At 69.2% G+C, this 26,546-nt stretch carries 28 protein-coding genes; 15 read left to right on the top strand and 13 right to left on the bottom strand.

Translation table 11 applies throughout. From position 1 onward, the window contains the following. Positions 1–28 precede the first annotated feature (28 nt). From ACO0LV_RS15320 to ACO0LV_RS15295, 6 genes are all read left to right on the top strand, one after another. Positions 29–1,024: an ABC transporter permease gene (locus ACO0LV_RS15320; RefSeq protein ID WP_424788789.1), complete on the top strand. Its 996-nt coding sequence runs from the start codon at positions 29–31 to the stop codon at positions 1,022–1,024. Next, positions 1,021–1,989 carry an ABC transporter permease gene (locus ACO0LV_RS15315; RefSeq protein ID WP_424788788.1) on the top strand — a complete coding sequence of 323 codons (969 nt, stop codon included), beginning with the start codon at positions 1,021–1,023 and terminating at the stop codon, positions 1,987–1,989. Before ACO0LV_RS15320 ends, ACO0LV_RS15315 begins: the two co-directional genes overlap by 4 nt. A gap of 1 nt (position 1,990) precedes the next feature. Next, positions 1,991–2,944, top strand: a complete 954-nt coding sequence (locus ACO0LV_RS15310) for an ABC transporter ATP-binding protein (RefSeq protein WP_424788787.1) — start codon at positions 1,991–1,993, stop codon at positions 2,942–2,944. Positions 2,945–2,952: 8 nt separating this feature from the next. Beyond that, complete coding sequence (locus tag ACO0LV_RS15305) at positions 2,953–3,927, top strand: ABC transporter ATP-binding protein (RefSeq protein WP_424788786.1); 975 nt, start codon at positions 2,953–2,955, stop codon at positions 3,925–3,927. Beyond that, positions 3,924–5,339 carry a GH1 family beta-glucosidase gene (locus ACO0LV_RS15300; protein WP_424788785.1) on the top strand — a complete coding sequence of 472 codons (1,416 nt, stop codon included), beginning with the start codon at positions 3,924–3,926 and terminating at the stop codon, positions 5,337–5,339. The genes ACO0LV_RS15305 and ACO0LV_RS15300 overlap by 4 nt, the downstream gene beginning before the upstream one ends. A 115-nt stretch (positions 5,340–5,454) precedes the next feature. Continuing rightward, a complete protein-coding gene (locus tag ACO0LV_RS15295; RefSeq protein ID WP_424788784.1) occupies positions 5,455–8,031 on the top strand; it encodes a glycoside hydrolase family 2 protein in 2,577 nt (858 codons plus the stop codon). Between the two features lie 65 nt (positions 8,032–8,096). Here the strand turns inward: ACO0LV_RS15295 and ACO0LV_RS15290 are convergent, their stop codons facing one another. Further along, the gene (locus ACO0LV_RS15290; protein WP_424788783.1) at positions 8,097–9,149 is read right to left on the bottom strand and encodes a LacI family DNA-binding transcriptional regulator; all 1,053 of its coding nucleotides are present in this window, start codon (positions 9,147–9,149) and stop codon (positions 8,097–8,099) included. Positions 9,150–9,246: 97 nt separating this feature from the next. Between ACO0LV_RS15290 and ACO0LV_RS15285 the strand changes: the two genes are divergently transcribed. Continuing rightward, the gene (locus tag ACO0LV_RS15285; RefSeq protein WP_424788782.1) at positions 9,247–10,005 is read left to right on the top strand and encodes a hypothetical protein; all 759 of its coding nucleotides are present in this window, start codon (positions 9,247–9,249) and stop codon (positions 10,003–10,005) included. Positions 10,006–10,014: 9 nt separating this feature from the next. Here the strand turns inward: ACO0LV_RS15285 and ACO0LV_RS15280 are convergent, their stop codons facing one another. From ACO0LV_RS15280 to ACO0LV_RS15270, 3 genes are all read right to left on the bottom strand, one after another. Continuing rightward, positions 10,015–10,500, bottom strand: a complete 486-nt coding sequence (locus tag ACO0LV_RS15280; RefSeq protein WP_424788781.1) for a SufE family protein — start codon at positions 10,498–10,500, stop codon at positions 10,015–10,017. A gap of 51 nt (positions 10,501–10,551) precedes the next feature. Then, positions 10,552–11,451: a sulfurtransferase gene (locus ACO0LV_RS15275; RefSeq protein WP_424788780.1), complete on the bottom strand. Its 900-nt coding sequence runs from the start codon at positions 11,449–11,451 to the stop codon at positions 10,552–10,554. Positions 11,452–11,531: 80 nt separating this feature from the next. Beyond that, positions 11,532–12,104 (bottom strand): GNAT family N-acetyltransferase, encoded by a 573-nt coding sequence (locus ACO0LV_RS15270; RefSeq protein ID WP_424788779.1) that lies wholly within the window; start codon positions 12,102–12,104, stop codon positions 11,532–11,534. 86 nt (positions 12,105–12,190) lie between these two features. Here ACO0LV_RS15270 and ACO0LV_RS15265 point away from each other — a divergent pair, with 86 nt between their 5' ends. Together ACO0LV_RS15265 and ACO0LV_RS15260 are read left to right on the top strand one after the other, a co-directional pair. After that, positions 12,191–12,745, top strand: a complete 555-nt coding sequence (locus ACO0LV_RS15265; protein ID WP_424788778.1) for an NADPH-dependent FMN reductase — start codon at positions 12,191–12,193, stop codon at positions 12,743–12,745. A gap of 182 nt (positions 12,746–12,927) precedes the next feature. Next, positions 12,928–13,353 (top strand): hypothetical protein, encoded by a 426-nt coding sequence (locus ACO0LV_RS15260; RefSeq protein ID WP_424788777.1) that lies wholly within the window; start codon positions 12,928–12,930, stop codon positions 13,351–13,353. Between the two features lie 88 nt (positions 13,354–13,441). Here ACO0LV_RS15260 and ACO0LV_RS15255 read toward each other — a convergent pair whose 3' ends face one another. Genes ACO0LV_RS15255 through lpdA form a run of 5 tightly spaced genes read right to left on the bottom strand, consistent with a single transcriptional unit; the run spans position 13,442 to position 17,102 of the window. Beyond that, positions 13,442–14,113: a methylated-DNA--[protein]-cysteine S-methyltransferase gene (locus tag ACO0LV_RS15255; protein ID WP_424788776.1), complete on the bottom strand. Its 672-nt coding sequence runs from the start codon at positions 14,111–14,113 to the stop codon at positions 13,442–13,444. Then, positions 14,110–14,589, bottom strand: a complete 480-nt coding sequence (locus tag ACO0LV_RS15250; RefSeq protein ID WP_424788775.1) for an RNA polymerase sigma factor — start codon at positions 14,587–14,589, stop codon at positions 14,110–14,112. Before ACO0LV_RS15250 ends, ACO0LV_RS15255 begins: the two co-directional genes overlap by 4 nt. A gap of 54 nt (positions 14,590–14,643) precedes the next feature. Next, positions 14,644–15,108 (bottom strand): hypothetical protein, encoded by a 465-nt coding sequence (locus ACO0LV_RS15245; RefSeq protein WP_424788774.1) that lies wholly within the window; start codon positions 15,106–15,108, stop codon positions 14,644–14,646. 51 nt (positions 15,109–15,159) lie between these two features. Continuing rightward, positions 15,160–15,660, bottom strand: a complete 501-nt coding sequence (locus ACO0LV_RS15240; protein WP_424788773.1) for a YqeB family protein — start codon at positions 15,658–15,660, stop codon at positions 15,160–15,162. Positions 15,661–15,704: 44 nt separating this feature from the next. Next, positions 15,705–17,102: a dihydrolipoyl dehydrogenase gene (gene lpdA, locus ACO0LV_RS15235; RefSeq protein ID WP_424788772.1), complete on the bottom strand. Its 1,398-nt coding sequence runs from the start codon at positions 17,100–17,102 to the stop codon at positions 15,705–15,707. 56 nt (positions 17,103–17,158) lie between these two features. On the opposite strand from lpdA, the gene ACO0LV_RS15230 reads away from it, so the two are divergent. The 4 genes from ACO0LV_RS15230 (at position 17,159) to ACO0LV_RS15215 (ending at position 21,395) form a co-directional block, all read left to right on the top strand. Beyond that, positions 17,159–18,706, top strand: coding sequence for a gluconokinase (locus ACO0LV_RS15230; protein ID WP_424788771.1), 1,548 nt, complete (start codon positions 17,159–17,161; stop codon positions 18,704–18,706). 64 nt (positions 18,707–18,770) lie between these two features. Then, complete coding sequence (locus tag ACO0LV_RS15225) at positions 18,771–19,922, top strand: Gfo/Idh/MocA family protein (protein WP_424788770.1); 1,152 nt, start codon at positions 18,771–18,773, stop codon at positions 19,920–19,922. Beyond that, positions 19,922–20,656, top strand: a complete 735-nt coding sequence (locus ACO0LV_RS15220) for a ThuA domain-containing protein (RefSeq protein ID WP_424788769.1) — start codon at positions 19,922–19,924, stop codon at positions 20,654–20,656. Before ACO0LV_RS15225 ends, ACO0LV_RS15220 begins: the two co-directional genes overlap by 1 nt. 130 nt (positions 20,657–20,786) lie before the next feature. Then, entirely contained in the window at positions 20,787–21,395 is a 609-nt protein-coding gene (locus ACO0LV_RS15215; RefSeq protein ID WP_424788768.1) for a hypothetical protein, read from the top strand. Positions 21,396–21,441: 46 nt separating this feature from the next. Here the strand turns inward: ACO0LV_RS15215 and ACO0LV_RS15210 are convergent, their stop codons facing one another. Then, positions 21,442–21,780, bottom strand: coding sequence for a hypothetical protein (locus tag ACO0LV_RS15210; protein WP_424788767.1), 339 nt, complete (start codon positions 21,778–21,780; stop codon positions 21,442–21,444). Between the two features lie 27 nt (positions 21,781–21,807). Next, the gene (locus ACO0LV_RS15205; RefSeq protein ID WP_424788766.1) at positions 21,808–22,416 is read right to left on the bottom strand and encodes a GNAT family N-acetyltransferase; all 609 of its coding nucleotides are present in this window, start codon (positions 22,414–22,416) and stop codon (positions 21,808–21,810) included. 155 nt (positions 22,417–22,571) lie between these two features. Here ACO0LV_RS15205 and ACO0LV_RS15200 point away from each other — a divergent pair, with 155 nt between their 5' ends. After that, positions 22,572–23,921, top strand: a complete 1,350-nt coding sequence (locus ACO0LV_RS15200) for an LssY C-terminal domain-containing protein (protein ID WP_424788765.1) — start codon at positions 22,572–22,574, stop codon at positions 23,919–23,921. A gap of 11 nt (positions 23,922–23,932) precedes the next feature. Here ACO0LV_RS15200 and ACO0LV_RS15195 read toward each other — a convergent pair whose 3' ends face one another. After that, the gene (locus ACO0LV_RS15195) at positions 23,933–24,502 is read right to left on the bottom strand and encodes a dihydrofolate reductase family protein (RefSeq protein WP_424788764.1); all 570 of its coding nucleotides are present in this window, start codon (positions 24,500–24,502) and stop codon (positions 23,933–23,935) included. Between the two features lie 68 nt (positions 24,503–24,570). Here ACO0LV_RS15195 and ACO0LV_RS15190 point away from each other — a divergent pair, with 68 nt between their 5' ends. Continuing rightward, the gene (locus ACO0LV_RS15190) at positions 24,571–25,122 is read left to right on the top strand and encodes a winged helix-turn-helix transcriptional regulator (RefSeq protein ID WP_424788763.1); all 552 of its coding nucleotides are present in this window, start codon (positions 24,571–24,573) and stop codon (positions 25,120–25,122) included. 40 nt (positions 25,123–25,162) lie between these two features. Here the strand turns inward: ACO0LV_RS15190 and ACO0LV_RS15185 are convergent, their stop codons facing one another. Further along, a complete protein-coding gene (locus ACO0LV_RS15185) occupies positions 25,163–26,452 on the bottom strand; it encodes a protein phosphatase 2C domain-containing protein (RefSeq protein WP_424788762.1) in 1,290 nt (429 codons plus the stop codon). Positions 26,453–26,546 lie beyond the last annotated feature (94 nt).

Below are 26,546 nucleotides of genomic sequence, written 5' to 3'. Positions count from 1 at the left end.
CCAGTCCAATCACCTGAGACGAGGGAACGTGGGACGCTATCTCGTACGGAAGCTCGCGATCTACCTCGCCACGTTCGTCGTGGCGGTCAGCGTCAACTGGGCCATTCCACGACTGATGCCCGGTAACCCGGTGGATCGCATGATCGCGCGGGCCTCGGTGGCCCACCCGGAGGCCATCGGGCCGATGCGGGCGTACTACGAGGGGATCTTCGGGCTCGACCTGCCCGCCTGGCGCCAGTACATCAACTACTGGGCCGAACTACTGCAGGGAAACCTGGGCGTCAGCGTCTGGCTCTTCCCCGCCCAGGTCAGCGACGTGCTGTGGCAGGCAGTCCCGTACACGTTGAGCCTGATGATCCCGGCGATCCTGCTCAGTTGGCTGATCGGCAACAAGGTGGGTGCGCTGACCGCACGCCGCAAGATCCTGGACAACACCATCCTGCCGCTGGGCTACCTGCTCAGCGCCACCCCGTACATGTGGGTCGCGATCCTGCTGGTGTGGGTGCTGGGCATCAATCTGGACTGGTTCCCGGTGGCCGGCGGTTATGACTTCTCGCTCCGGCCGACCTGGTCGGTCGGATTCGTGCTGAACCTGCTCACGCACTGGTTCCTGCCATTCCTGTCCCTGTTCCTCGTCGCCCTGGGCGGCTGGGCGATCGGGATGCGCAACGTCATCATCTACGAACTCGAAGCGGACTACGCCAACTACCTCGAAGCCCTCGGCGCCCCGCACCGCCTGGTGCGCCACTACGCCTACCGCAACGCCCTGCTGCCGCAGATCACCGGGTTGGCGTTGCAACTGGGCACGGTCCTGGGTGGCGCGCTGGTCACCGAAGTGGTCTTCGCCTATCCCGGGTTGGGCTACCTGATCCTGCAGGCGATCCAGAACCAGGACTTCTTCCTGCTTCAAGGTGCCCTGCTGTTCGTGGTGGTCGGCGTGCTCGTGGCGAACTTCATCATCGACCTGGCCTACGTCGTGGTCGACCCACGAACCCGAACCGGAATGCAGGAGGCGAACGCATGAGCACCACACCTCCACCCGTTGCCGGCGCCGCACGGGAACCAACCGAGGAACTTCCCGGCGATGCCCTCGAGGCAACCGACACCGCAGCGGCCACCCCCGGGACGGGGCGAGCACGCAAGGGCAAGCGCAACGAGACGCTGTACTTCGCTCTGCGCAACCCCAAGGTGGTCGGCGCCCTCGTCGTCGTGCTCGGGCTCTTCGGCCTGGGCATGATCGCCCCGCTCACCTTCGATCACGGCCCGATGGACTACGTCGGCGCAGCCATCGAACCCCCCTCGGCCGAACACTGGTTCGGCACCACGATGTTCGGCCAGGACGTGTTCACCCAGTTCGTGGCCGGTCTACGGTCCACCTACATGGTGGGTGTCCTGGCGGCCAGCCTGGCCGCAGTGGTGGGGATGACGATCGGGTTCGTAGCCGGTTACCGCGGGGGCTGGATCGACGAAATCCTCAACATGCTCACCAACGTGGTGCTGGTGATCCCCGGCTTCGTGGTGCTCATCGTCATCAACGCCTACCTGGGCGTGCGCAGCGTGCCGCTGCAGGCGCTGTACATCGGATTGTTCTCCTGGCCATGGGTGGCCCGGGCGGTACGCGCCCAGACGTTCTCGCTACGCGCCCGGGAGTTCGTGGACCTGGCCAAGCTCTCCGGCCTGTCCACCGGTGCGATCATCCGCCGCGAGATCGCCCCGAACATGTACTCCTACCTGTTCATGACCTTCGTGCTGCTGTTCGGCGGATCGATCCTGACCGCGGCGTCGCTGGACTTCATCGGGCTGGGCCCCACGAATGCGATGTCACTGGGCCTGATGATGAACCAGGCCGTGCAGTGGAGTGCGCTGCACCTGGGCATGTGGTGGTGGTTCGTGCCGCCGGGGATCGGTATCACCGCGATCGTCGGATCGCTGTACATCATGAATGTGGGCCTGGATGAGGTCTTCAACCCCAAGTTGAGGGAGACCTGAGATGAGTCTGGACGTCGAAGACCTGAGGGTCTACTACCGCACCCTGTCCGGGGACGTCAAAGCCCTCGACGGAGTCACGTTCTCCATCGCCGACGGCGAGATCATGGGGATCGCCGGGGAATCCGGCTGCGGCAAGTCCACCCTCGGCAAATCCCTGATCCGGTTCGACACCCGGATGCGCCACATCGGCGGCAGCGTGCAACTGGACGGGGAGAAGCTGCCGGTCGGCGACGACAAGGCGATGCGCCCCTACCGGTTCCACGAGATCTCGCTCATCCCGCAGTACGCGATGAGCGCGATGAATCCCACCCGCAAGATCGGCCGGATGATCCGGGAACTGGTCCGCTCCCGCGGGATCTCCTACGAGCAGCTCCTACCCGAACTGCACCGCCGGCTCGAACTGGTGGGGCTGGACACCGAGGTGCTCGCGCGCTACCCGATCGAACTGTCCGGCGGGATGAAGCAGCGCATGGTGCTGGTGCTGTCCACCCTGCTGGACCCGTCCCTGCTGATCGGTGACGAGGTGACCTCCGCGCTGGATGTGTCCAGCCAGAAGGCGGTGGCCCGGGCACTGGTGGAGTTCCGCGACCGCGGCTTCGTGCGCTCGATGATCGTCATCACCCACGACATCTCGGTGCTCTACCAGATCGCCGACACCATCATGGTGATGTACGCCGGGCAACTGGCGGAGAAGGCCTCGGCCGAGACGATCATCCACAACCCCAAGCACCCCTACACCAAGTTGCTCATCGGGGCGCTGCCGGAGGTGGGCGAGCGGTACGACGGCACCCAACTCGAGGGCATTCCCGGACGCCCGCCGGCGCTGCTGGACCCACCGGCTGGTTGCCGGTTCCGGGACAGGTGCCCACTCGCGCACGACCGATGCGTGGAGACCCCTCCCTTCGTGGAGATCGAACCGGGCCACCAGGTGGCCTGCTGGGCGGTGACGCACTGATGTTGAGCATGCGCGATGTGAACAAGGTCTACAGCGTCGGCACCTTCGGCACCGGCAGTCTGCACGCGGTGAAGAACGTCAGTTTCGACGTCGGTCAGGGTGAAGTGGTCTCGCTGATCGGGGAGTCCGGGTCCGGCAAGTCCACCCTGGGCAAGATGGCGCTGCGCCTGACCTCGACCACCTCCGGTCAGATCACCTTCGCCGGAACCGACGTGCTGGGCCTGAACCGCCGCGACCTCCGCGGCTACTACCGCCGCGCACAGGGGGTGTTCCAGGACCCCTTCAGTTCCTACAACCCGATCTTCCCCATCGATCGCACCTTCGATGCCCTGCGGCGGACCAACTTCGCCTCCATGTCCAACAAGGAGTGGCAGGGCAAGGTCGACGACGCGATCAACGCCGTCGGCCTCGAACCCGGGACCGTGCGAGGCAAGTACCCTCATCAACTCTCCGGGGGCCAGTTGCAGCGGCTGCTGATCGCCCGCGCGCTGTTGCTGGACATCGAGTTCCTGGTAGCCGATGAGATCATCTCGATGCTGGACGCCTCCACCCGGATCGACGTGCTGAATCTGCTCGGGGACCTGAAGCAACGCGGACTGAGCATCCTGTTCATCACCCACGACCTATCCCTGGGCAACTACGTCAGCGACCGGGTGGTGATCCTGCACCGCGGCCGGATCGTGGAGCAGGGCGTGACGAGCGCGGTCTTCAGCGAACCCTTGCACCCCTACACCCGCAACCTGCTCGCCTCGGTGCCGCAACTGAACCGGCGCTGGGACGAGGTGGAGGCCGAGGAGACCGAGCGCTCCGCGGTCCTGGCCGGCCGCTGCCTGTTCCACGAGCACGACGACGTCGCCTCCGCACCCCGCTACGGCACCGTCGAGGTGGCCCCCGGTCACCAGGTGGGCTGCTTCAGCCTCGACGCCGACGGGGTGTGCCCGATGACCGAACCGAGACGTTCAATGACCGGAGCCGACCGATGACCACCACCCAGTCCGAGCCGACCACCACGGCGCTGGCCGCACGATTCCCCAGGGACTTCGCCTTCGGTGCCGCCACCGCGTCCTACCAGATCGAGGGCGCCGCCCGCGCGGACGGCCGTGGCGTCAGCATCTGGGACACCTTCGCCCAGGTGCCCGGGAAGGTGCTCGGTCAGCAGAACGGTGACGTGGCGGTGGACCACTATCACCGGTTCGCCGAGGACGTCGCGATCATGGCGGACCTGGGATTGACCTCCTACCGCTTCTCCATCGCCTGGCCCCGCATCATCCCTGAGGGCACCGGCGCGGTGGAACAACGCGGGCTGGACTTCTACCGCCGGCTGCTGCAGACCGTCCGGGAGGCCGGTATCGAACCGGTGGCCACCCTGTACCACTGGGACCTTCCGCAACCTCTGCAGGACCGCGGCGGCTGGGCGAACCGGGACACCGTGGCCGCCTTCACCCGCTACGCCGAGGTGGCCCATGGCGAGTTGGGTGACCTGGTGGACACCTGGATGACCATCAACGAACCGTGGTGCGCCGCCTTCCTCGGCTACGGCTACGGCGTACACGCCCCCGGCCTGACCGACCCGCGGGCCGCCCTGCGCGCCGCGCACCATCTGCTGCTGGCCCACGGCCGGGCGGTGCAGACCATGCGTGCCCAGGACCGGGCCCACCGGTACGGCATCGTGCCGAACCTGTACGGGGTGGTCACCGGTGACTCCGGGGATCCCGAGGCGGACCGGCGCGCGGCGGACACCGCCGACGTGCTGCAGAACCGGCTCTGGCTCGATGCCACCCTGCTCGGGACCTACCCCGAGGAGGTGGTGGCCCTGCAGGAGCGCTTCGGTGCCGCGGACGCGGTGCACCACGGCGACCTGGAGGTGATCGCACAGCCACTGGACGTCCTCGGGGTGAACTACTACAGCCAACACCACGTGATCGGCACCGAACCGGTGCCGGCCACCGAGCCGGAACAGGCGGGCCAGGAGCACGTGGAGCAGTTGCCGCCACCGCACCCGCGTACCGCGATGGGCTGGAGCATCGAGCCCCACGGTCTGCGGGACCTCCTGATCCGGCTGAAGCGGGAGTGGCCGGTGCCCCCGATCATGATCACCGAGAACGGGGCCGCCTTCGATGACGAACTCATCGACGGTGCCGTGCACGATCACGACCGGCGCGACTACCTGTCCTCGCACATCGAGGCGGTGGCCGAGGCGGTCGAAGCGGGGGTGGACGTGCGCGGTTACTTCGCCTGGTCGCTGCTGGACAACTACGAGTGGGCCTTCGGCTACGACAAACGGTTCGGCATCGTGCACGTGGACTACGCCACCCAGGCCCGCACCATCAAGGACAGCGGCCACTGGTACCGCGATCTGACCACCGCCCACCGCGCCCACCACGCCGGCACCTGATCACCGAGCCACCACCCACTGCCCACCATCCCCCCGCACGGACCGACGTGGACGCCGCCGGCGCGTCCCGGCCTGCACGTCGGTGCGGTCGCCGGAGCACATCGGAGGAATACCCGTGACCCATCCAGACCCCGCCCGCCGTCGCACCCCGTTGCACTGCGGCTGGCAGTTGCACCTGCGTCACGGCGCCCCGGGCGCCCCGGCGGACCTGCAGCACCAGGCCATCGATGCCGTCGTCCCGGGGACCGTGCACACCGACCTCATCGCCACCGGCCACCTGGCGGACCCGAACGTGGGCACCCGAGAGGACGAGCAGCACTGGATCGGGGCCTCGACCTGGTCCTACGCCACCACGATCGCGGCCCCGGCCGAGCAGGGTGAGCGCACCGAGTTGGTGTTCGAGGGCCTGGACACCCACGCCGAGGTGTTCCTGGACGGGGTGCGCCTGGGTGAGACCAAGAACATGCACCGCCGGTTCCGGTTCGATGTGACCGGGTTGCTCAGCCACGCCGAACACCGCCTGGAGGTGGTGTTCCACCCGATCATGGCGGAGGTGGACCGGGTCCGCGAGGACGTCGGAATCATGCCGGCGGTGGAGGCCACCCACTATCCGTACGTGCGCAAGATGGCCTGCAACTTCGGCTGGGACTGGGGCCCGGTGTTCATCACCGCCGGAATCTGGCGACCGGTGCTGCTGGACACCTGGTCGGTGGCCGCGCTGGACGATCCGGTGCTGCTGGCCACCATCGACGGCGACGACGGGGTGCTCCGGATGGCCGCGACCGTGCGGTCCGCCGGAGCCGAGGCAGATCTGCAGGTGCGGGTCCGGGTCGATGCCCACCCGCACAGCGGGGGCGGGAACCTTCCGGGGGACGGGGCCGGGGGGCACGACGGCGGGGCCCACCCGGGTGCACACCGCACCACCGCGCAGGTCCGGGGGGACCGCGTGGAGACCGAGGTGCGGGTGCCCCAGGTGCGTCCCTGGTGGCCGGTGGGGATGGGGGAGGCGACCCGCTACCCGGTCACCATCGAGTTGTGCACGGCCGACGGTCAGGTCCTGGACCGGGTCGAACGCCGGGTGGGCTTCCGCACCGTGGAACTGGTGCAGGAGCCGGACGCCCACGGCGTGGGTTTCCAGACCGTGATCAACGGCCGGGCCGTCAACGCGCGCGGATTCAACTGGATCCCGGACCTGCCCTTCCCGTCGGCCATCGGCGCCGAGCGGTACCGGCGGCGGCTGGACCAGGCGCTCGCAGCCAACGCGAACACGTTGCGGGTGTGGGGCGGGGGGATCTTCGAGCCGGCGGAGTTCTACGACGCGTGCGACGAGCGCGGTCTGATGGTGTGGCAGGACTTCCTGTTCAGTTGCGCCGCCTACCCCGAGACCCCGTGGTTCCGCGAGGAGATCGAGGCCGAGGCCCGCCAGGCCATCACCGACCTGTCCCACCACCCCTCGCTGATCCTGTGGAACGCCAACAACGAGTGCCTGATGGGGTACGACGAGTGGGGCTGGAAGGAGATCCTGGACGGGCGGCCCTGGGGCGCGCACTACTACGGCGAACTGCTGCCGTCGCTGGTGGCCGAACTGGACCCCTCCCGGCCCTACATCCCCGGCAGTCCGAACTCGGGGGACCTGACCACATCCCCGAACGCCGACGAACGCGGCCCCTCGCACCTGTGGGACGTGTGGAACGAGTTGGACATGGTGGCCTACCGGGACCGCACACCGCCCTTCGCCGCGGAGTTCGGGTTCTGCGGACCGCCCACCCACGCCACCCTGCGCGCAGCCGTCCCCGAGGGGGAGCTGACACTGGACAACCCGGTGGTGCGCCACCACCTGCGCGCGGAGAACGGGGTGCACAAGTTGAACAGCCGCATCGGTGAGCACTTCCCTGGCGTGGCTACCGACGACGACTGGTTGTGGATCGCCCAGCTGCACCAGGCCCGCGCGCTGGTCCTGGGCGTGGACCACCTACGTTCGTTGCCGCGGTGCACCGGGGCGTTGGTGTGGCAGCTCAACGACTGCTGGCCGGTGATCTCCTGGGCCGCGGTGGACTCGGAGGAGCGGCTCAAGCCGCTGTGGTACGCCCTCCGTTCGGCCTTCGCGCCGCAACGCCTGAGCGTGCAGCCACGCGATGGGGCTCTGGTCCTGGCTGCTGTGAACGATTCCGGGCAGCCCTGGAGCGTCACTGCGACGGTGCGCCGGGTGGCCTTCGACGGCACCGAACACGCCAGCACCGAGGTTGCCCTCGAGGTTCCCGTCGCCGGTACGGCGCAGGTGGCCCTGCCGGCCCAAATCGCCACACCCGGGGACGAGCGCGCCGAACTGCTGGTGATCGAGGCCCCGGGTGCGGAGCGCACCACGTGGTTCTGGGCCCGTGACACCGAACTGGCCTACCCGCGCGCCGGCTGGGACACCCAGGTGCACCAGGCGGAGGACGGGGTCGACCTGGTGGTGACCGCCGAAACGCTGGTGCGGGACCTGACCGTCTTCCCCGACCGGCTGCTCGATGCCGACGGCGACCCGCTGCCGGCGTCGGCGGTGGCCTCCCGTGCGCTCATCACGCTGCTACCGGGAGAGGCCACCCGAATCCGCATCCCCGGCGCCGGCCCCGAGCACGCCGAGGCGCTGATGACCCGCCCGGTGCTGCGCGCGGCCAACGACATCGAGGAACTGGCCCCGGCTCGCTGATCGGCCGGGCCGGCAGGGAAGCCGGAGTGGGCGTCGGGGCGGGGCGCAGCAGGACCGTCCCGGCGCTAACCGCCCGGGTTGTGTGCCGGCACCCAACCCGGTGCCGGCCCGGTGGTCCCGCGCAGCACCATCTGGCTGGGTGTGAGTTCCTCGGTGGTGTCGGTACCACCGCGAATCAGGTGCAGCAGGGCCTGCGCCGTGCGGATCCCGTACTCCACCGGGTGCCGGTCCACCGCGGTAATCGCCGGACGCGAGACCGAGCACAGCAGCGAGTCGTCCCAACTGATCAGGGACAGGTCCCCGGGCACGCTGACCCGCGCCTCCTCGGCCGCCTGGAGCGTGCCGACGGACATCAGATCGTTGGAGCAGGTGATCGCGCTCGGCACCGGCCCGGTGCGCAACTGTTCCGAGATCAGGGCATGCGCCCCGGCCATCGTGTAATCACCCTCGATCACCTTGATGCTCATCCCCCGCCGCTCCGCGTGCGCACCAACCTGGGCCAGACGGTGCCGCTCGTGCATCATGCGCAACGGTCCGGTGAGGTAGGTCAGGTATCGATGGCCCAGGGCGGCGAACGCGTCCACGATGAGTTCCGCGACCGCCTGGTCATCGGTCTCGATGCTGCGGATGGTCGAACTGGTCGCCGGACCACCCTGCAGCACCGCCGGCAGGCCGAGGCGGGTCAGCAGCGGCAACCGGGGATCGTCCACGTGCTCATCGAAGAGGATCACCCCGTCCACCCGGCGTTCGGCCGCCCAACGCGAGTAGATGGCCAGGTCCGCACCGGACTGAGGGCTGACCATCCGCAGCGTCAGGGACATGTCCGCCTCGATCAGCACATGCTCGACCCCGGCGATGATCTGCATGTAGTAGGGCTCGGTGCCGATCATCTCCGGGTCACGGGAGAGCACCATCCCGATCGAACCGGTGCGCGCCTTGGACAGCGCTCGCGCCGATGAACTCGGGTACCACCCGAGGTCCCGGGCCAGGGCCTGCACCCGGTCACGCGTCTCCTGGCTCACCCCCGGCCGGTTGTTCAAGGCGTAGGAGACCGCTGCCGGCGACAGGTCCAGACGGCGGGCCAGATCGGCGATCGTCAGGCGGTTGCCGTTGCTCACTCGGTTACTGTCCCACGGCCGGGCGCGAGGATGCTCGGAATCGGCTGGATGACAGTAGTCATGGCGCAGGCTGGGACCCGCTCGTTACGCTGGGGGAGTGAATGTCTGGGAGTTCGTCGGCTCGTACTGGTGGCTGGTCTTCCCGCTCGGCGGGATCCTCACCGGGGTGGCGGGGGGCTGGGCCCGGGCCGTGCGCCGTTGGGATGAACGCCGGCGCAAGCACAAGTTGGAACTCGCCAGGATCAAGTACGGGAACCGGCCGCCCGTCGCCGACGTGGCACAGGGCCGCGGACGTGGCCCGGACCGTGCGGCCAGGGCGGAGCAAACGGCCGCCCGGCGCAGCGAGGCCGAGCGGTTGATCGCCGAGCATCAGGAGATCGACCAGCGCTGGCTGTCCTACGAGCTCGACCTGGCCAAGCTGATCGACTTCCCGGTGATGAGTGACATGCGTGAACCGGTGACCGTGGAGTTCCACCGGGCCAAACGCACCGCCGACGGCCTGCGGCCCGAGGATCCGGCCCGATTGGGCGAGGTGCAAGCCCTGGCCGACTACCGGGAGGCCGTGCGGGAGTACGCCATCAGTTTCGAGATCGCAGAGCGGGAGGCCAAACGGCGCCGGTCCACCGACTTCTCCCCCGAGGAACGACGCACCCTGGAACGGGCGAAGCAGTTCCTGGCCCTGGCCGAGGACTCCGCGGCCACCAGTGCCGAACGGCAGCAGGCCTACCGGCGCACCCAGCACGAGCTGCTGGGTCTGATCGCGATCCCCGATGCCACCGACGACGCGGTCCGCCAGCGCATCGCCGGTGCGCTCGATGCGCCCTCCGGGCCCGCCCGGGACGCCCAGCAAGCCTGAGGTGGGGGGTCAGAGGGCGGCCTTGGCCTGCACCTGCCGCTTGATCCGCCACAACATCCCGGCCATGCCGCGCAGGCGCAGCGGACTGACCGCCTCTCCCAGGCCCAACTGGTCCGAGACGTCGGCCGGCACGTCCAGGACCTCGGCCACAGTCAGCCCGTCCAGACCTTCCTGCAAGATCCCGGCGAAGCCGCGCGTGGTGGGTGCTTCGGGAGGCGCGGAGAAGAACAACCGGACCACGCCGTCGTCCCCGGTTCCGTCCACCTCGGCGACCAGGAACAGCGGCGACTGACACTCCGGAACCGGTTCGAGCAGTTCCGGATGGTCGCTGTAGCGCTCGGGCAGCGGCGGCAAACCGCCGGAGAACTCCAGCAGCAGTTGGAGCCGGTCCGGGACGGTGAGCGCGTTGAAGTCGTCCACGATCTGGGCCATGGCGGGAGGCAATGACACGGGCGTTCCTTCGATCAGACGGGAAAGGTGGCCACGTCCGATCATCTCACCTGTGCGCCCCGGGGCGCTCGCGGGCTGGTGCGCTCGCGGGCCGGCTCAGCGCCCGGGGACCTGCCCCGGTTCGGACCCGACCGCGATCGGCACCCGCACGGCATTGCCCCACTCGGTCCAGGACCCGTCATAGTTGCGCACGTCGGGGAACCCGAGCAGGTACTGCAGCACGAACCAGGTGTGCGCCGAGCGCTCCCCGATGCGGCAGTAGGCGATCACCGGCTCCTGTGGGTTCAGGCCCTTCTCGCCCCGGTAGATCTCCTCGAGTTCGGAGCGGGTGCGGAAGGTGCCGTCCTCATTGGCCGCGCGTGCCCACGGAACCGACTCCGCACCCGGGATGTGCCCACCACGCAGGCTGCCCTCCTGCGGGTAATCGGGCATGTGGGTCTTCTCCCCGGTGTACTCCGGCAGCGAGCGCACATCGACCAGTTGCCCACCGAGGAAGTCCAGCACGTCGTCCTTGTAGGCCCGGATCGCCGAGTCGTCGCGCTCGATCACCGGGTAGTCCACGGGTTCGGGACTGGGCACCTCGGTGGTGAACTCCCGCTCCTGCGCCACCCATGCGGCCCGTCCGCCGTCGAGCAGGCGCACGTCCTGATGACCGAACAGGGTGAACACCCACAGGGCGTAGGCCGCCCACCAGTTGTTCTTGTCGCCGTAGATCACCACGGTGTCCTCGCGGCTGATCCCGTTGCGGCCGAGCAGGTCGGCGAAGCCCCGCCCGTCCACGTAGTCACGGGTCACCGGGTCGTTCAGGTCGGTGTGCCAGTCGATCTTGACCGCGCCGGGAATGTGACCGGTGTCGTAGAGGAGCACGTCCTCGTCGCTCTCCACCACCGCCAGGCCGGGCCGGCCAAGATTGTCGGCGAGCCACTGGGTGGACACCAGCTTCTCGGGGTGGGCGTAGGCGGCGAACTTGGGGTGGTCATCAAAGGGCAGAGCCATGGGTGCCTCCTGGAGTGGACGTGGTCTGCACCGATCCTCTCATCCACGCCGCCGCCCCGGGAACGTGTGGGCGGCGGTGCTCACGTGCTGGACACCAGCGCCTTGCGGTACAGGAGCAGCCGGCAGGGCATCGCGAGCCGTTCGCCCAGCCCGGGATAGCGGGCGGTCACCGCGACCTGGCCGGAACGGGCATAACCCAGGCGCTCGTACCAGCGGCCCAGTTCGGCCTTGCCGGCGTGCGGCCGGCCGGTGGGGGTGAGCACCTCGATCTGCATCGAGGTGGCGCCCGACTCCCGCGCCAGGTCCTCCACCGTCTGCACGAGCCGGCGGCCCAGCCCCACGCCGCGGGCCGTCGGTGCCACCGCGAGCATGCCGAAGGAGGCGACCTCACCCTGGCTGCTGGAGTGCACGGCGGCCACGATGCGCCCGCCGTCGACCGGCTGGGCCACGACGAGCGAGCCGGCGGCTATCGCGGCGGTGACCTGCCCCGCGTCGGTGCGGGTGGCACGCTTCCGCCAGAACCCTGCCTCGGCCTCGGCGTAGACCTGGTTGGTCAGGGCGGTGACGGCCTGCACGAGACCGCGATCACCGGCCTCGGCCGGCACGAGCGGGCGGATCAGCACGTCCGGGCGCGGGGCTGAACTGGTGGCCACACCCGAACGGTACGCCACCGTCACGGGCCCGGGTCCCGAGCGCCGGAAGATGCGCTCCGGCGGCACCCGTGCACACAATGGCGACCATGTATGACGTTGGATTCATCGTGGGAAGCCTGTCCGAGGAATCGATCAACCGGAGGCTGGCCGCCGCCATCGGGCACGTGGCCGGGGACCGGATGAGATTGACCGAGATCGAGATCGGTGACCTGCCCGTGTACAACCGCGACCTCGATGACGACCTGCCCGGCCCCGCGAAGCGGCTGAAGGATCAGATCGAGGGCGCCGACGCGGTGCTGTTCATCACCCCGGAGTACAACCGGTCGGTGCCCGCGGCGCTGACCAACGCGATCGAGTGGGCGTCCCGTCCCTTCGGGGAGAACTCCCTGACCGGCAAGCCCACCGCCGTCTGTGGTGCCTCTCCGGGCGCCGTCGGCACCGCGGTGGCACAGCAGGACCTGCGCTCGATGCTCACCTACTCCGACTCCCCGCAACTGCAAGCCCCGGAGATGTACTTCCAGTACACCGAGGGAACGATCGACGACGACGGCACCATCCATGACGACGACGTGCAGCAGGTCATCGCCGAGTTCGTCGACGCGTTCGCGGGGTTCTTGGACGAACAGGGCTCAGCCTCCTGACCGGGCCGCGGCTGAGCGCATACCACCCACTGCCTCGCTGCAGACTGCAACAGCAACAGCAACAGCAACAGCAACCCTAATCGCCAATGGGCGACATTCGCCTGGATCGGCGCCGAGTTGGGCTCCGACACCCGCGAGGCGAGCACGACATCAGCGTCAATGCCGTCGTTAGCATGCTCGACATGAGCACCGGAACAAACGAGCGCGGAGCCGACACCAGCAAGACGGTTGTGTTGACAGCAGCCGTGAGCCACGGGGTCTGGGGGCTGTTAGCTTTCTTCCTTCTCGCAGCCTGCAGTGTTGCTTACGGAACTGGAGGGGCTTCCCGACTGGGTGGGTTAGTCGGCATCGTCTTGATCACACTGATTACCCTCCTTCTCGCCAAGAGGTCAACAGTCGGCGCACGGGTCCAAGGATCGATTCTGTTGGTCCTCTGGGCGGCGGCGATAGTGCTACACGAGCCGGGGCCGTCTCCATTATCTGCGTTCACGACACCGGTTGACCTGTTCCGCTTCAGCGCCGATGTTCCGGCAATCCTCGTGCTGGGCTTATCCGCGCTGCTTGTGGGCGGTCATTCCGCACGACGTCGAACCGTGGCCGTGACGTAGTTGAGCCCCACGGAGTGTGCGACCGCGCCTACCAAACGGTTCTCGGAGCACGCGGTTGGAACGCGGCCGCTGTATCGCGCTCCTTGGCTCAGGCCGCCACGGTCTCCAGTGCCAGCAACGTCTCCTTCGCCGGCAATCCGCCGCGGTAGCCGCCAAGCGAACCGTCAGAGCGCACCACCCGGTGACACGGCACTACCACCGGCACCGGGTTGGTGGCGCAGGCGCTCGCCGCCGCTCGCACTGCCCGTTCCCGCCCGGACCGGGCGGCCAAGGTGGTGTAGGTGAGGCGCTCCCCGAATTCCACCGCCCGCAACACGTCGAGCACCTCCCGGCGGAACCCCTTGGTCAGGGACAGGTCTACCTCGATGCTGAATTGCCGCCGTCGACCCTCGAAGTATTCGCCGACCTGTGCGGCCACCGGTGCCAGCCGCCCGGGTGCGCGCAGGATCCGGGGGCTTAGTCGTTCGGCCAGGTCCGCCAGCACCGCCTCGTACCCCTCGGACTCGAACGCCACCCGCACCAGCCCCTGTGGTGTGGCTGCCAGCAGCAGACCCCCGATCGGGGTGTCCACCACGTCGTAACCCACGTCCAGCGACCCGTTGTGATCGGCGCGCTCGGCCAGGTCATCGAGCAGCCGCGCCAGTGTGGCCGGCTCCACGGGTTCCCGGATCGCCTCATCCAGGACGCGAACGCCGGTGCGCTCCGGAAGGCTCTCGGGACCGGCGGGCCGAGCGCCATTGCTGATGTGGTGGGTGGTCATCGTGCCTCCTCGAGGTAGAGCCTGCGCAGCGCGGCGATCCCGTCGGCGCAGGCGCGTCGTGCCGCGGCCGGGCTGCCGCCGAGGATCGCGGCGACCTCGGCATGGGGCAGCCCGGCGATGTGGTGATAGACGACGGCGTGGCGCTGCTTGTCCGGGAGGTCACCGAGCGCCTCCCACAGGTCGCGCTCCCACCCGCCGGGCCGGTAGTGGGCGCCGGGGCGTTCGGGGATGACGGCGGTGGGACGGGCCTGGCGGGACGTGCGCCGGATGTGGTCGATCGCCTTGCGGCGAGCGATCGTGACCAGCCACGCCTCGACGTTGGCCCCCTCGTCCAGGTCGGGGTAGGCACCCAACGCGGCCAGGAACGTCTCGGACCAGGCGTCCTGGGCGTGGTCGGGGCCGAGCAGCGCGGTGCACACGCGCAGCACGGTGGCCCCGTGGCGAGTCACCACCTGCTCGAACGGAACAGTCGTCATACCCGGTAGACGCACCCGGAGGCGTGGATGTGAGGTTCCCGGTCGTGCGGTGCCTCAGCCATGCCGAGGCTCGAGGAGGTCGGCGGGGTCGGCGAGGACGGGCACCTCGGCATCGGGCCTGGATGAGTCGGCCACGACGCGCTCACCCAGGGGCGCGTCCAGGCGCACGGTGTAGAACATGGCGGTGATCACGTCGGGGCAGTTCAGCCCGCCCCACCGGGTGGCGTTCGGGGTGGTGGTGCGGGCGGTCAGGGTCACGGTGTTGCGGGACTCACGTACCTCGATCCCGGTCAGTTCGTCGCATTCGGTCACCTCGGCGCGCACCATCAGGTCCCGACCGTTCTCCTGTGTGGGCGCCACCGAGGCGATCGTGCCCGTGCCGGGTACGGCGAAGCCGACCACCAGCGCGTAGGTGATGATCGCGACCACGAACAGGATCACGACGCCGATCGTCGAGAGTGTGAAAGCTCGAACGCGGCGTCGCTGCTCGTCCTGCAGCCGGGGAACGGCGGTGGCCATGCCCCTATGATCTCACCCGACCTCAAGGACAGGCGGGCCAGCGGGTGCGGGTCAGGCCGATTCCCAGGGGTAGTCGTGGCGCAGAAACGCCTCGCGCAGTGCGTCCTTGGAGCCCTCGACCTCGCCGTGGAAGAGTTCACGGCCGGTGGCGCTGAGGATCACGATGTTGCTCCCCTTGCGGCGCACGCCGTCCACCTTCTCCCGCTCGATCACGGTCACCTCATCACCGGAGCGGATCTCGATGCGCTCATCGGTGAGGGTGAGCACCGGTGACACCCGGAGCACGAACAGCGCCACCAGAAGGCCCAGCACGGCTCCGATAGCGGGCCGGCCCCAGGTGAGCCAGTCGTGGTCGAAGGAGCCGATCAACTGCAGCGGACCCTGGAACGGCATCCACGGCACCTCGGCTGCCCAGTTCGCCAGCAACGGAACCAGCAGGCCCACGCTCAACCCGAGGGCACCGAAGAGCAGCACGGTGAGCCAGCGGTCAGCCAGCCCCAGCCCGCCCACCCGGGTCGCGCCGTCGGGAACGGAGGAATCCTCGGAACTCACCCCCGCATGCTAGTGGTACGCGCGGACGGGCTCCCAGCGGACACCTACAGGTGGATCATGTTCCCCTCGGCGATGCCGTGCATCACCTCGTGGATCGCCTCACTCAGGGTCGGGTGGGCGAACACGTTGCGCGCCACCTCATCGGCAGTCAGGTCCCACCGCTGCGCCAGGGTCAGGGCCGGGAGCAGCTCGGTCACGTCCGGTCCGATCATGTGCGCGCCGATGATCTCGTTGTACTTGGCATCGGCGACCACCTTGATGAACCCGGAGGTGTCGCCCAGGCCTGCGGCCTTGCCGTTGGCGGAGAACGGGAACTTGGAGGTCTTGACCTCGTACCCCTTCTCCTTGGCCTGCTCCTCGGAGTAGCCGAAGGAGGCGATCTGGGGCTGGGAGTAGGTGGCCCGGGGGATGAAGTCGAAGTCGACCTCCATCGTCTCGGCATCCGCGATCGTCTCCGCGGCCACGATTCCCATCGCCGAGGCGGTGTGGGCCAGCATCAGTTTGCCGGTCACGTCGCCCACGGCGTAGACGTTCTCCACGTTCGTGCGGCCCCGGGAGTCCACCACGATCGCGCCACGCTCGGTGGCCACGTCGATGTTCTCCAGGCCGTAACCCTCCAGGCGGGGGGCGAACCCGGTAGCCGAGAGCAACCGGTCGGCCTCCAGTACCTGGGCGTCTCCGCCGTCGGCGGGGGAGACGGTGACCTGCACGCCGTCGCCGGTGTCGGAGACCGACTCCACCTTGGTGGACAGCATCACCTTCACGCCGAGTCGCTTGTAGTGCTTGAGCAGTTCCTTGGAGACCTCGGCGTCCTCGGTGGGCACCATCCGGTCCAGGAACTCCACGATGGTCACGTCCACCCCGAAGTTGGTCATGATGTAGGCGAACTCCACGCCGATCGCGCCGGAACCGGCGATCACGATCGACTCGGGCAACTCGGCGTCGAGGATCTGCTCCTCGTAGGTGACCACGTTCTCGCTGAGCTCGATGCCGGGAACCAGTTTGCTGGTCGCGCCGGTGGCGATGATGAGGTTGTCGAAGGTCAGATCGGTCTTGCCGTCGTCACCCTCCACGGTCATCGAGGTCGCCGACGTCAGCGTGCCCCAGCCGTCCACCTCGGTGATCTTGTTCTTCTTCATCAGGAAGTGCACGCCCTTGACGATCCCGTCGGAGACCTGCCGGGAGCGCTTATGCGTGGGCTCGTAGGACATCGTGGCGTCGCCCTCGATGCCGAACTTCTTCTTCTCCTTGGTCAGCACGTGAGAGAGTTCGGCATTGCGCAACAGTGCCTTGGAGGGGATGCAGCCCACGTTCAGGCACACACCGCCCCAGTACTGCTTCTCGACCACGGCAACCTTCTTGCCCAGTTGCGCCGCGCGAATCGCCGCGACGTACCCACCGGGACCGGCTCCCAGAACAACGACGTCATAGTGTGAACTCACAGCATCAGACTCTATCGTTGCTTGCGCCGAGGTACATCACCGGATGAGGAGTGATCGTGGATACCAGCGTGGTGGAGGACACCGTGGACGCGGTTGGTCCCCTGGTCCTGGCCTTCGACGTCGGCTCCTCCGGCACCCGCGGGGGAGTGTTCGACGCCACCGGCACCGAGGTTCCCGGCCTGCGCGGCAAGTCCGGCCACGCCTTCATCACCGGCGCCTCCGGCACCGCGGTGATCGATGCCGATGAGGTGGTAGCCGAGATCGCCGAGATCACCGATGACATCCTCGCCGAACTGCCCGCGGGCCAGAGCGTCGCCGGGGTCGCGATCGACACCTTCTCCTCCTCCCTGGTGGGAGTGGATGCTGCCGGCGCGGCCGTCACCCCGTGCTTCACCTACGCCGACACCCGTTGCCATGAGCAGGTGCTGGACCTGCGCCGGGAGCTGGACGAGGAACAGGTTCACCAGCGCACCGGTACCCGGTTGCACACCTCCTACACGCCGGCCCGGCTGCGGTGGCTGGCACAGGACCACCCGCAGATGTTCACCGCCGCCACCCGGTGGCTGACGCTGGGGGAGTACGTCTACCTGCACCTGCTGGGGACCACGGCGGTGGGCAGTGCGGCGGCGTCGTGGTCCGGGATGCTGGACCGCGTGGCCGGCACCTGGGACGAGGAGATCCTGGCGGCGGTCCGGATCACCGCCGATCAACTCAGCCCGGTGCACGAGCCGGACGAGCCGATCCGGCCGCTGCCGGGAAGCGCCGCCGCGACCGCTCTGGCCCGGCGCTGGCCGGCGCTGGCGGAGGCGGACTGGTACCCGGTGATCGGGGACGGGCTGGCCGCCAACATCGGAGCCGATGCGGCCACACCCGGTGTGGTGGGGGTATCGGCGGCAACCTCGGGGGCGATGCGCACCATCGTGCCCACCGCGGCCGGGCGGTTACCGAGCGGACTGTGGTCCTACCGCATCAGCACCGAGCGCACCCTGCTCGGCGGTGCGGTGAGCGACGTGGGCCGGGTGTCCAGCTGGGCCGAGAGCATCCTGCGGGTCGGAGGTCCGACGGCGGATGCCGGTGGACGCCCTGACGGTGCCCTCCTGGATGCGGTGCTGTCCGCCGAACCCGGTGAGGGCACACCACTGATGCTGCCGTTCCTCAGCGGGGAGCGCTCCACCGGGTGGGCCACCGGGGCCCGGGCGCACATCCTGGACCTGGGCGCGGCCACCACCGCCGATCAGATCTACCGCGGCGCGATGGAGGCCACCGCCCTGTCGCTGGGCCGGATCGCCGAGCAGTTGCGCACCGTCACCGGCCCGCCCGCCCGGATCGCCGTGGGCGGCGGGATGGCCAAGGGCCTGCCCGGCTGGCTGCAGATCCTGGCCGACGTGCTGGGCACCGAGGTGGTGCACGTGCGGCACAAGCGCTCCACCCTACGAGGTACCGCGCTACTCGCTCTGGAACACCTGGCCCCCGGGGTGCAGCGCAGCCGCGCGCGGACCGGTTCCCACTACCGGCCCGACCCGGCCCGGGCGGACTACTACGCCCAGCGCAAGGCCCGGTTCGAGGTGGCCTACCAGGCGCTCATCGCCGGTCCGGTGGGGTGAACCGGCGTCGCCGTGAGCCGGCGGCTCGCGGGGCACGCTCGCTCATCGATGGCAGGATCGGATCATGACGACTGACGACGACGCCCGGGTACCACCGCTGCGGGCAGGTGTGATCGGCCTGGGCTGGGCGGGGCAGCAGCACGTGGCCGCCTACGCCGAGACCCCCGGTGTGGATCTGGTGGCACTGGCCGCGCAGGAGGAGCACCTGCTCGCCGAGTACGGCGAAGCGCACCAGGTGCCGATCCGCACCACCGACTGGCGGGAGCTCCTCGACGCTGACCTGGACGTGCTCAGCATCGCCACACCCACGTTCCTGCACGCCCCGATGACCATCAGCGCGCTGCAGTCCGGGATTCACGTGTTGTGCGAGAAGCCGATGGCCGAGCACGCCGAGGCGGCCGAGCGGATGGTGCGGGCCGCCGAGCAGGCCGGGCGGGTGCTGGACGTCGCGTTCAACCACCGCCAGCGCGGTGAGGTGCAGGCGTTGAAGCAGGTGATCGACTCCGGGGTGCTCGGCCGCATCTACTACGCCAAGACGGGCTGGTTGCGGCGCGCCGGGATACCGGGACTGGGCACCTGGTTCACCAAGAACGAACGGGCCGGTGGTGGGGCGTTGATGGACATCGGCGTTCACATGCTGGACATGACGCTGCACCTGATGGGTGAACCCGAGGTGATCACGGCCTCGGCAGCCACGCACGCCGAGTTCGGGCCGCTGGGGCGGGGCGGTTCCGGCTTCGGGGTGAGCGAACTGGAGGAGGGCACCCCGTTCGAGGTGGAGGACCTGGCCACGGCGTTCCTGCGCCTGGACGGAGGGGCCACGTTGCTGCTGGAGTCCAGTTGGGCGCAATGGATCCCGTATGACCAGTGCTACGTGATGCTCTACGGCTCCGAGGGCGGGGCCAGCATCGAGTGGGGTGGCACTGGGCGCGATCCCTACGAGCGGTTGAACGTGTGGACCGAGGTGTCCGGGGTGCCGGCCGAGCTCGCCCCGCACGTGGGCCCGCACGGACGCCACGCGGCGGCGGTGACGGGCTTTCTGGCCAAGGTCCGCTCCGGGGCGCACCAGCAGTACACCGGCCGGGACGCGCTGCGCCGGGCCCGGGTGCTCGATGCCTGCTACGCCTCGGCCGGTACCGGCACCGAAGTGAGGCTGGGTAGCGCCGTGCCCGCAACCGCCGCGGCCTCGAGGACATCGACGATCCAGGAGACCTGATGAGCACACCCACCCGACCCCTTCGCGTCACCGTCTGGGGGGAGAACCGGCACGAACGCACCGACGCCTCGGTGGCGAAGATCTACCCCGACGGCATGCACACCGTCGTGGCCCAAGCCGTCACCGAGCACGTGGGTGAGGGCGCACAGGTGCGCACCGCTACCCTGGATGAACCCGAGCACGGCTTGAGCGAGGAGGTGCTGGCCGCCACCGACGTGCTCACCTGGTGGGGCCACGCCGCCCACGAGGAGGTCGCCGATGACGTGGTCGAGCGGGTGTACCAGCACGTGCTCTCCGGGATGGGCCTGGTGGCGCTGCACTCGGCCCACCACGCCAAGATCTTCCGCAAGCTCATGGGCACCACCGCCAACCTGCGCTGGCGCAGTGCCGACGACCAGGAACTGATCTGGACCGTCGACCCCACCCACCCGATCGCCGCGGGCCTGCCCCAGCCGGTGCGGGTACCCGCCGATGAGATGTACGGGGAGTATTTCGATGTGCCCACCCCGGATGAATTGGTGTTCATCTCCAACTTCTCCGGCGGTGAGGTGTTCCGGTCCGGGTGCTGCTGGCGTCGCGGGCACGGCCGGGTGTTCTACTTCCGCTCCGGCGATCAGGAGTACCCGGTGTACTACCAGGACGAGATCCGCCGGATCATCGCCAACGGGGTGGTCTGGGCGCGCCCGCGGGTGACCCGGGAACTACCGGCGGTGTTCCAGGCCGATCGTGCCTGACCGGCACCGCTCACCGGACCCGTACCGACTGTCCGACACGGGGCGCCCGCCGGACGCGTATAGCCTGCCCGGCCCTGACCGTCCACCGGCTCCGGTACCGGGGATCCGCGCCTACACCGGCCCTGGCCACGTGGACCCGGCGCGGCCGGCTCCGTTCGGTGGTGTGCTGCGCCCGCACCGGGGGCACCTGCTGACCGGCCTGCTCTCCTGGGTCGGTGCGGTGGCGATGATCGTGTTCTTTCACGTGACTGGCTGGGGCATCGTGACGACCGGAGGGCTCGGGGTCCTCGCGGCTGTGGCGCTGGTCCTGTTGGTGCTGTCCTGGCGGCGGGCCCGGTTCGAGGTCCACGGCCAGGAGGTGCACTACCACCCAGCACTGGGCCGGATGCGACGGTTCGGCCCCGCGAACGTCGCCGAGGTGGTCCAACTCAACCTTCGCCTACCCGGGAGCAAAGCCACCGAGTGGAGGACCGTGCTGGCCGGCCGGGACGGTCGGCGGCTGCTCACCATGGCCACCCCGATGTGGCCACCGGCCCACCTGGAATCGGTGCTGGCCCCGTTGGTGGGGGCCGGCGTTGCCCGCACGGTGATCGAGGAGCCGACGCGGGTCGCGGATCTGCGTCCCCGTTACGCCGCCATGCTGCCCTGGTCCCGGCGCCACACCGTGGCGTTCAGCCTGCTCCTCGTTCTCGCCGTGATCATCCTCCTGGCCATCTCGACCGCGGTGGGCTCCGGGTGAGATCCGCCAGGGGTACCCGGTGCGAACCAACTCACCGCGAATCAACTCATCGTGTCGGATCGGAGGCGCGCACCTTGGAGTTGTGCCGCACGTTGATGATCCCCAACGGCAGGAACATCACCAGGACCAGCACCACGGTCCACCCGATACCGGGCGCCACCAGGACCACTCCGAGGATCGCCAGCCCCGCCCCGGCGCCACGCATGACCATCGCCCCGATCGGCGACACCGGCGGCCTGCCCCACCCGGAGGGCAACTCATCGTTCGGGTTGGCCCTGGTGAGCCACAAGGTGGAGCCCGCGAGCAACGCAGTGGCCAGGACCATCACGAAGACGCCGAAAGTTGTGGCATCGATCCCGAGGACAGTCATGCCGAGGAGGTTCATCGCTCCAGCCTGGCACAGCGAGCGCCGTCAGGTCCCGGTGGCGGTAGGCCAGGTGCGGCGCCGCTGCTCCCACTCCTCGCGCAGGAGTCCCATGACCACCGAATCGTGCACGCCACCGGCCCACCGGCGGGCCTGGCGCAACCGTGCCTCCTCGACGAAACCCAGGGTGAGGCCGATGGCGATCATGCCGGTGTTGCCCGAGTAGGTGGCGAAATCCAACCGGAGCGCGTCGGTGCTGTCGAACAGGTAGGAGGTCCACAGCGCCATCGCCTCGGTGCCCAGACCCCGGCCCCAGTACTCTTCGTCCTGGATGACGATGCCCATCCGGCGCCAGTCGGTCTCCTGTGACTCCCAGTACCAGGTCACCGCTCCGATGAGCACCCCGCCGGCCTCGATGGCCAACATGGTGCGTGGGGTGGGCAGGCCGGTGCGCGGGGTTGCGGCCAGGGCGGAGAACCGGCGTAACTCCTCCTGGGTCTGTGCCGTCGTCGGTGTGCCGAAGTAGGGGCCGTTCGTGGCGTGCCAGGGCCGGGCGGGATCGAGCAGATCCGCCAGCCGGGGCAGATCTGCGGGCCGCCAATCCCGCAACTGCAGGCGTGGGCCCTGGATCGGGGGTGTGGGTGAGGCTGCGGGCACAGCGTTGAGGCTAGATCAGCCGGGTGGCACCCATCCAGGGGATCGCGGTGGAGTGCCGCACCGCACCGGTGTTCCGCCGCCGGTGGTGACCGGACCGGTGGCCCGTCGCCGCGTCCGGGCGAGTGGCCCCACGCCCGGCCGGGTAGCGTGACCACATGCCCAGGACCCTGACCGAAGCGGCCCACGATGCGGTCGCCGAGGTCCAGCGGAATCCGGTCCGCGCCCTGGACGGGTTCTTCTTCTTCCTGGCGGCCGTCGCGGCTGCGTGGCTGGCGTTCCTGCTCCTGCACCAGTTCATCACCGACGGGTGGCGCCACCTGTGGACGTTCATCCCGTTCTGGCTGCTCATCACCTACTTCCTGTTGCCCCGGGTGCACCGGCTGCTGACCCGGTTGTACGTGCCGGACTACTTCATCGGCCGCTCCCGCACCCGGGAGGGCCTGCTGGGAGACCCGATCAACGTCGGTCTGCGCGGCACCGAGGAGCAGATCCACCAGGCGATGATCAACGCCGGCTGGCACCGCGCGGATGAGTTGAACCTGCGCAGCGGCCTGGGCATCGTCACCGCGACGCTGCTGCGCCGCTCCTACCCCGACGCACCGGTCAGCCCGCTGTACCTGTTCGGGCGCCGGATGGCCTTCACCTACCAGCAGGAGGTGGAGGGCAACCCGAAGAAGCGTCACCACGTACGGTTCTGGCCCTGCCCGCCGGGATGGCGCCTGCCCGGCGGACGCAAGGTGGACTGGCTGGCCGCCGGCACCTATGACACCGCGGTCGGCCTGAATTGGTTCACCCTGCAGGTCACCCACCGCATCGACGCCGAGGTGGACGCCGAACGCGACCACATCCTGGCCACCCTGACCGCCCCGGAGGCGGGGAACGCCGGGATCGGCGTGCGCTGGCTGCGCAACTTCTCCTCCGGGTACCACCACCGCAACGGGGGTGGGGACCGGATCCGCACCGATGGGGACCTGCCGATCGTGGACCTGCGCGACAGCGCGGACCCGAGCCCGGCGATGCAGGCCCGGATCGCCGCCGAACAGAAGGAGGCGATGCCTCCGCGGGCGGTGCCGCTGACGGTCGCGTTCGTGCTGGCCACGATCGCGGCGCGGGTGGCGATCGGGGTGTGGTCACTGGTGCAGGCGATGCGGACCGGTGAGGCCGAGGTGATCTACCGGGACGTCCTCGACCCGCTGCTGCCGTGGGACTGGACAACCCGCAATGTGCTCTGGCTGGTGGGTGCCTTCCTGCTGGTCTACCTGGTGCTGGGGGTCCTCGTGGCACTCCGGCACAACTGGGCGCGGATCGGGGTGCTGGTGATGAGCGCGGCCAGCGTGATCGGCTGGGCGACGCTGTGGCTCACCGGGGCCCCCGAGCAGGCGCTCGCGCTGAACCTGTTCGGTAACGCCGTGGAGATCCTGGTGCTGATCACCCTGTCCGGCAGCACCGCCCGGGTCTACACCCTGGGTTCGCGGCGCAAGCAGGATGAACCCGCGCTCACCTGAGCAGGTCCGCGTCAGCGTGAGCCGTTGCGGACGGCGTAGCGCAACCGGACCACCCCGTTGCCGAACCGGCGCTGCTCCAGGAGCCGTAGGTCCAGTCGCTGGCGGGGCAGGAAGGCCAGACCGCCGCCGAGGCTGACCGGGCAGATGTACATGGCGATCTCATCGACCAGGCCGTGCTCCAGCCCGGCCGAAGCCAGGGTGGGCCCGTCGATGCTCAGGTCCGCCGAACTGGTCTCCTTCAGTGTCCGGACCTGCTCGGGGTCGAAGACCCCGTGCACCCGGGTCCGTTCGGTGACCGGCTGGGTCAGCGTGGTGGAGTAGACGACCTTGTCCGCCTGTTGCCAGAGGCGGGCGAAGTCCTCCGACGCCGGCGAGTCCGCGGTGAGGGAGGGGTCACTCTCCCAGACCGCCATCAACTCGTACATGCGCCGTCCGTACAGGTAGGTGCCGACCCGGGCGATGTCGTCGTTGAGGGCGGCCAGCACCTCCTCATCGGGCTGGGCCCACGAACCGAAGTCGCCGTCGGCGTCGGCGACGTAGCCGTCCAGGGAGGTGATCATCGAGTAGATCAGTCGCGCCATCGGTCAGGCCTCCAAGCGAGTGCTGATTGCGATATGCAACCGGTGGGAACGTATCGTAATCTGGTTGTGTGACGCAATCGGAAATCGGGACCGGAGCCGGCGACGTGCTTCCCATCGCCGCCGGCCGCTCCGGCTGTCCGATCAACATGACCACAGAACTGCTGGGTGACAAGTGGTCGATGGTGGTGCTGCGCGACATCATCTTCAGTGGCCACCGCCGGTTCCGGGAGTTGCTGACCAATTCGGTGGAGGGCATCGCCTCGAACATCCTGGCCGCGCGCCTGGGCAAACTCACCGAGGCCGGCCTGCTCACCCGGCACGACGACCCGAGCCATCGGCAGAAGGTCGACTACCGCCTCACCGAGGCCGCGATCCAGTTGATCCCGCTGATCGCCCACATCGGCGACTGGGGCGCGCGCTGGCTGCCCACCACCCCGGAGTTGGCCATCCGCGCGCAGTTGCTCGCCGAGGGCGGTCCCCCGATGTGGGGGCGCTTCATGGACGAACTACGCGGTTCCCATCTGCACGGAACAGCGATGCCCCACGACGGCGTGCTGGCGGAGTTGACCCGTTCCTATGCCCGGGTCCGGGCTGCTTCGGCCGGTCCGAGCGGCACCTGAGCCCGGCCGGCGCGAAGGGCTCCGGGGCACCCGAGCCGGCTCAGCCGAACAGGAAGTAGGCCAGCAGCACCAGAACCGCCAGGCTGAATATCCCGGACAGAACCCCGGGCAGCACCGACGGCTTCGCCGGCGCAGGGTCCTGCGGGGAATCAGCCTCTCGGGGGGCGGTGTCGCCGGCGGTGGTGTCGTCGTCGCTCGCGGTCTCACTGCTGCCCCGCCCCGCAGCGCTGTTGGAGGCAGCGATGCCGGGTTGCTCGGCACTGGATTCGCTGTCCCCGGTAGCGCCGACAGCGGCCGGCGCGCTCCCAGCCGGGTCGGGAGCGTCATCGTCGGGTGTACCGACGGCACCGGGGCTGTCGGCGCTACCCATGGCCGGACTGTCGGTGCCGCGAGCAGTTCCCACCGGAGCGGATTCGCGCAGCAGAGCCGATCCGCGCCACGGCTCGTGGGGGTCCAGTTCGAAGCCGGGTAGTGCCGCGGCGAGGGCGTCGGCAGCCTCCTGGGACAGGCGGATCCCGTCCACCACCGCACCGAAGTGGCCGGGCTCGGTCAGCGGCACCGCGACCACGCCGGCGTCCTCGTCCGCACGATCGCCGGTGCGGCCGGGTGCCGGCCCGGAGTCCACGTCGGCCACCACCACGGTGACGTTGTCCCGGGTGGAGGCGCGCAGCGCGGCGTCGATGAGCGCCTCCACCGCCTCGCTGCGCGCCTCGGTGGCCAGGGCCCGGCCGATCTGTTCGGCGGAGAGATAGTCCGAGAGGCCGTCGCTGCACAGCAGCAGCCGGTCCCCGGGTTCCAGGCTCACCTCGATCAGGTCCAGGTCCGGACCGGGGGAGTGGTCGTCGAGCGACTTCAACAGCATCGCCCGGTAGGGGTGGGTGCGGGCCTTGTCCGGGCTCAGCTGACCCTGCTCGACCAGTCGCTGCACGTGGGTGTGATCGGTGGTGATCTGGTACATCGAGCCATCGCGGAGCACGTACACCCGCGAGTCGCCGATGTGGCCGATCAGCACCCTGGATCCATCGGTGACCACCGCGATCAGGGTGGTGCCCAGCGACTCCAGCATCGGGTCTGCGTCGGACATCGCCACCAGTGCCCGGCGAGCCCGGCGGCCGGCCTCGAGCACCGCGGTGTCCAGGTCCGCTCCCGGGCCGTGGTCCACCTCACTGAACACGCGCACCGCCAGCACCGAGGCGATCTCCCCGGCGGCGTGCCCGCCCATGCCGTCGGCGAGGATCAGCAGCTGGTCGGAGACGACGGCGGAGTCCTCGTTGTTCATCCGCACGGTGCCCAGGTGGGTGCCGGCCGCAGCACGGAACCTCACCGTCATGTGCACCGCCTCGCCGGTCGTGTCGGTCCGCCTTCGCCGGCGGGTCGCCATTCTGTGACCACCCTATCGTTGCCGCGGGCCCGGTAGGTGCAGC

The organism is Pseudactinotalea sp. Z1739 (assembly GCF_049725055.1).
GTDB lineage: Bacteria > Actinomycetota > Actinomycetes > Actinomycetales > Beutenbergiaceae > CALKWS01.
The sequence above is the reverse complement of the archived record's forward strand: the minus strand, read 5'-3'. Positions and strand labels throughout refer to the sequence as shown.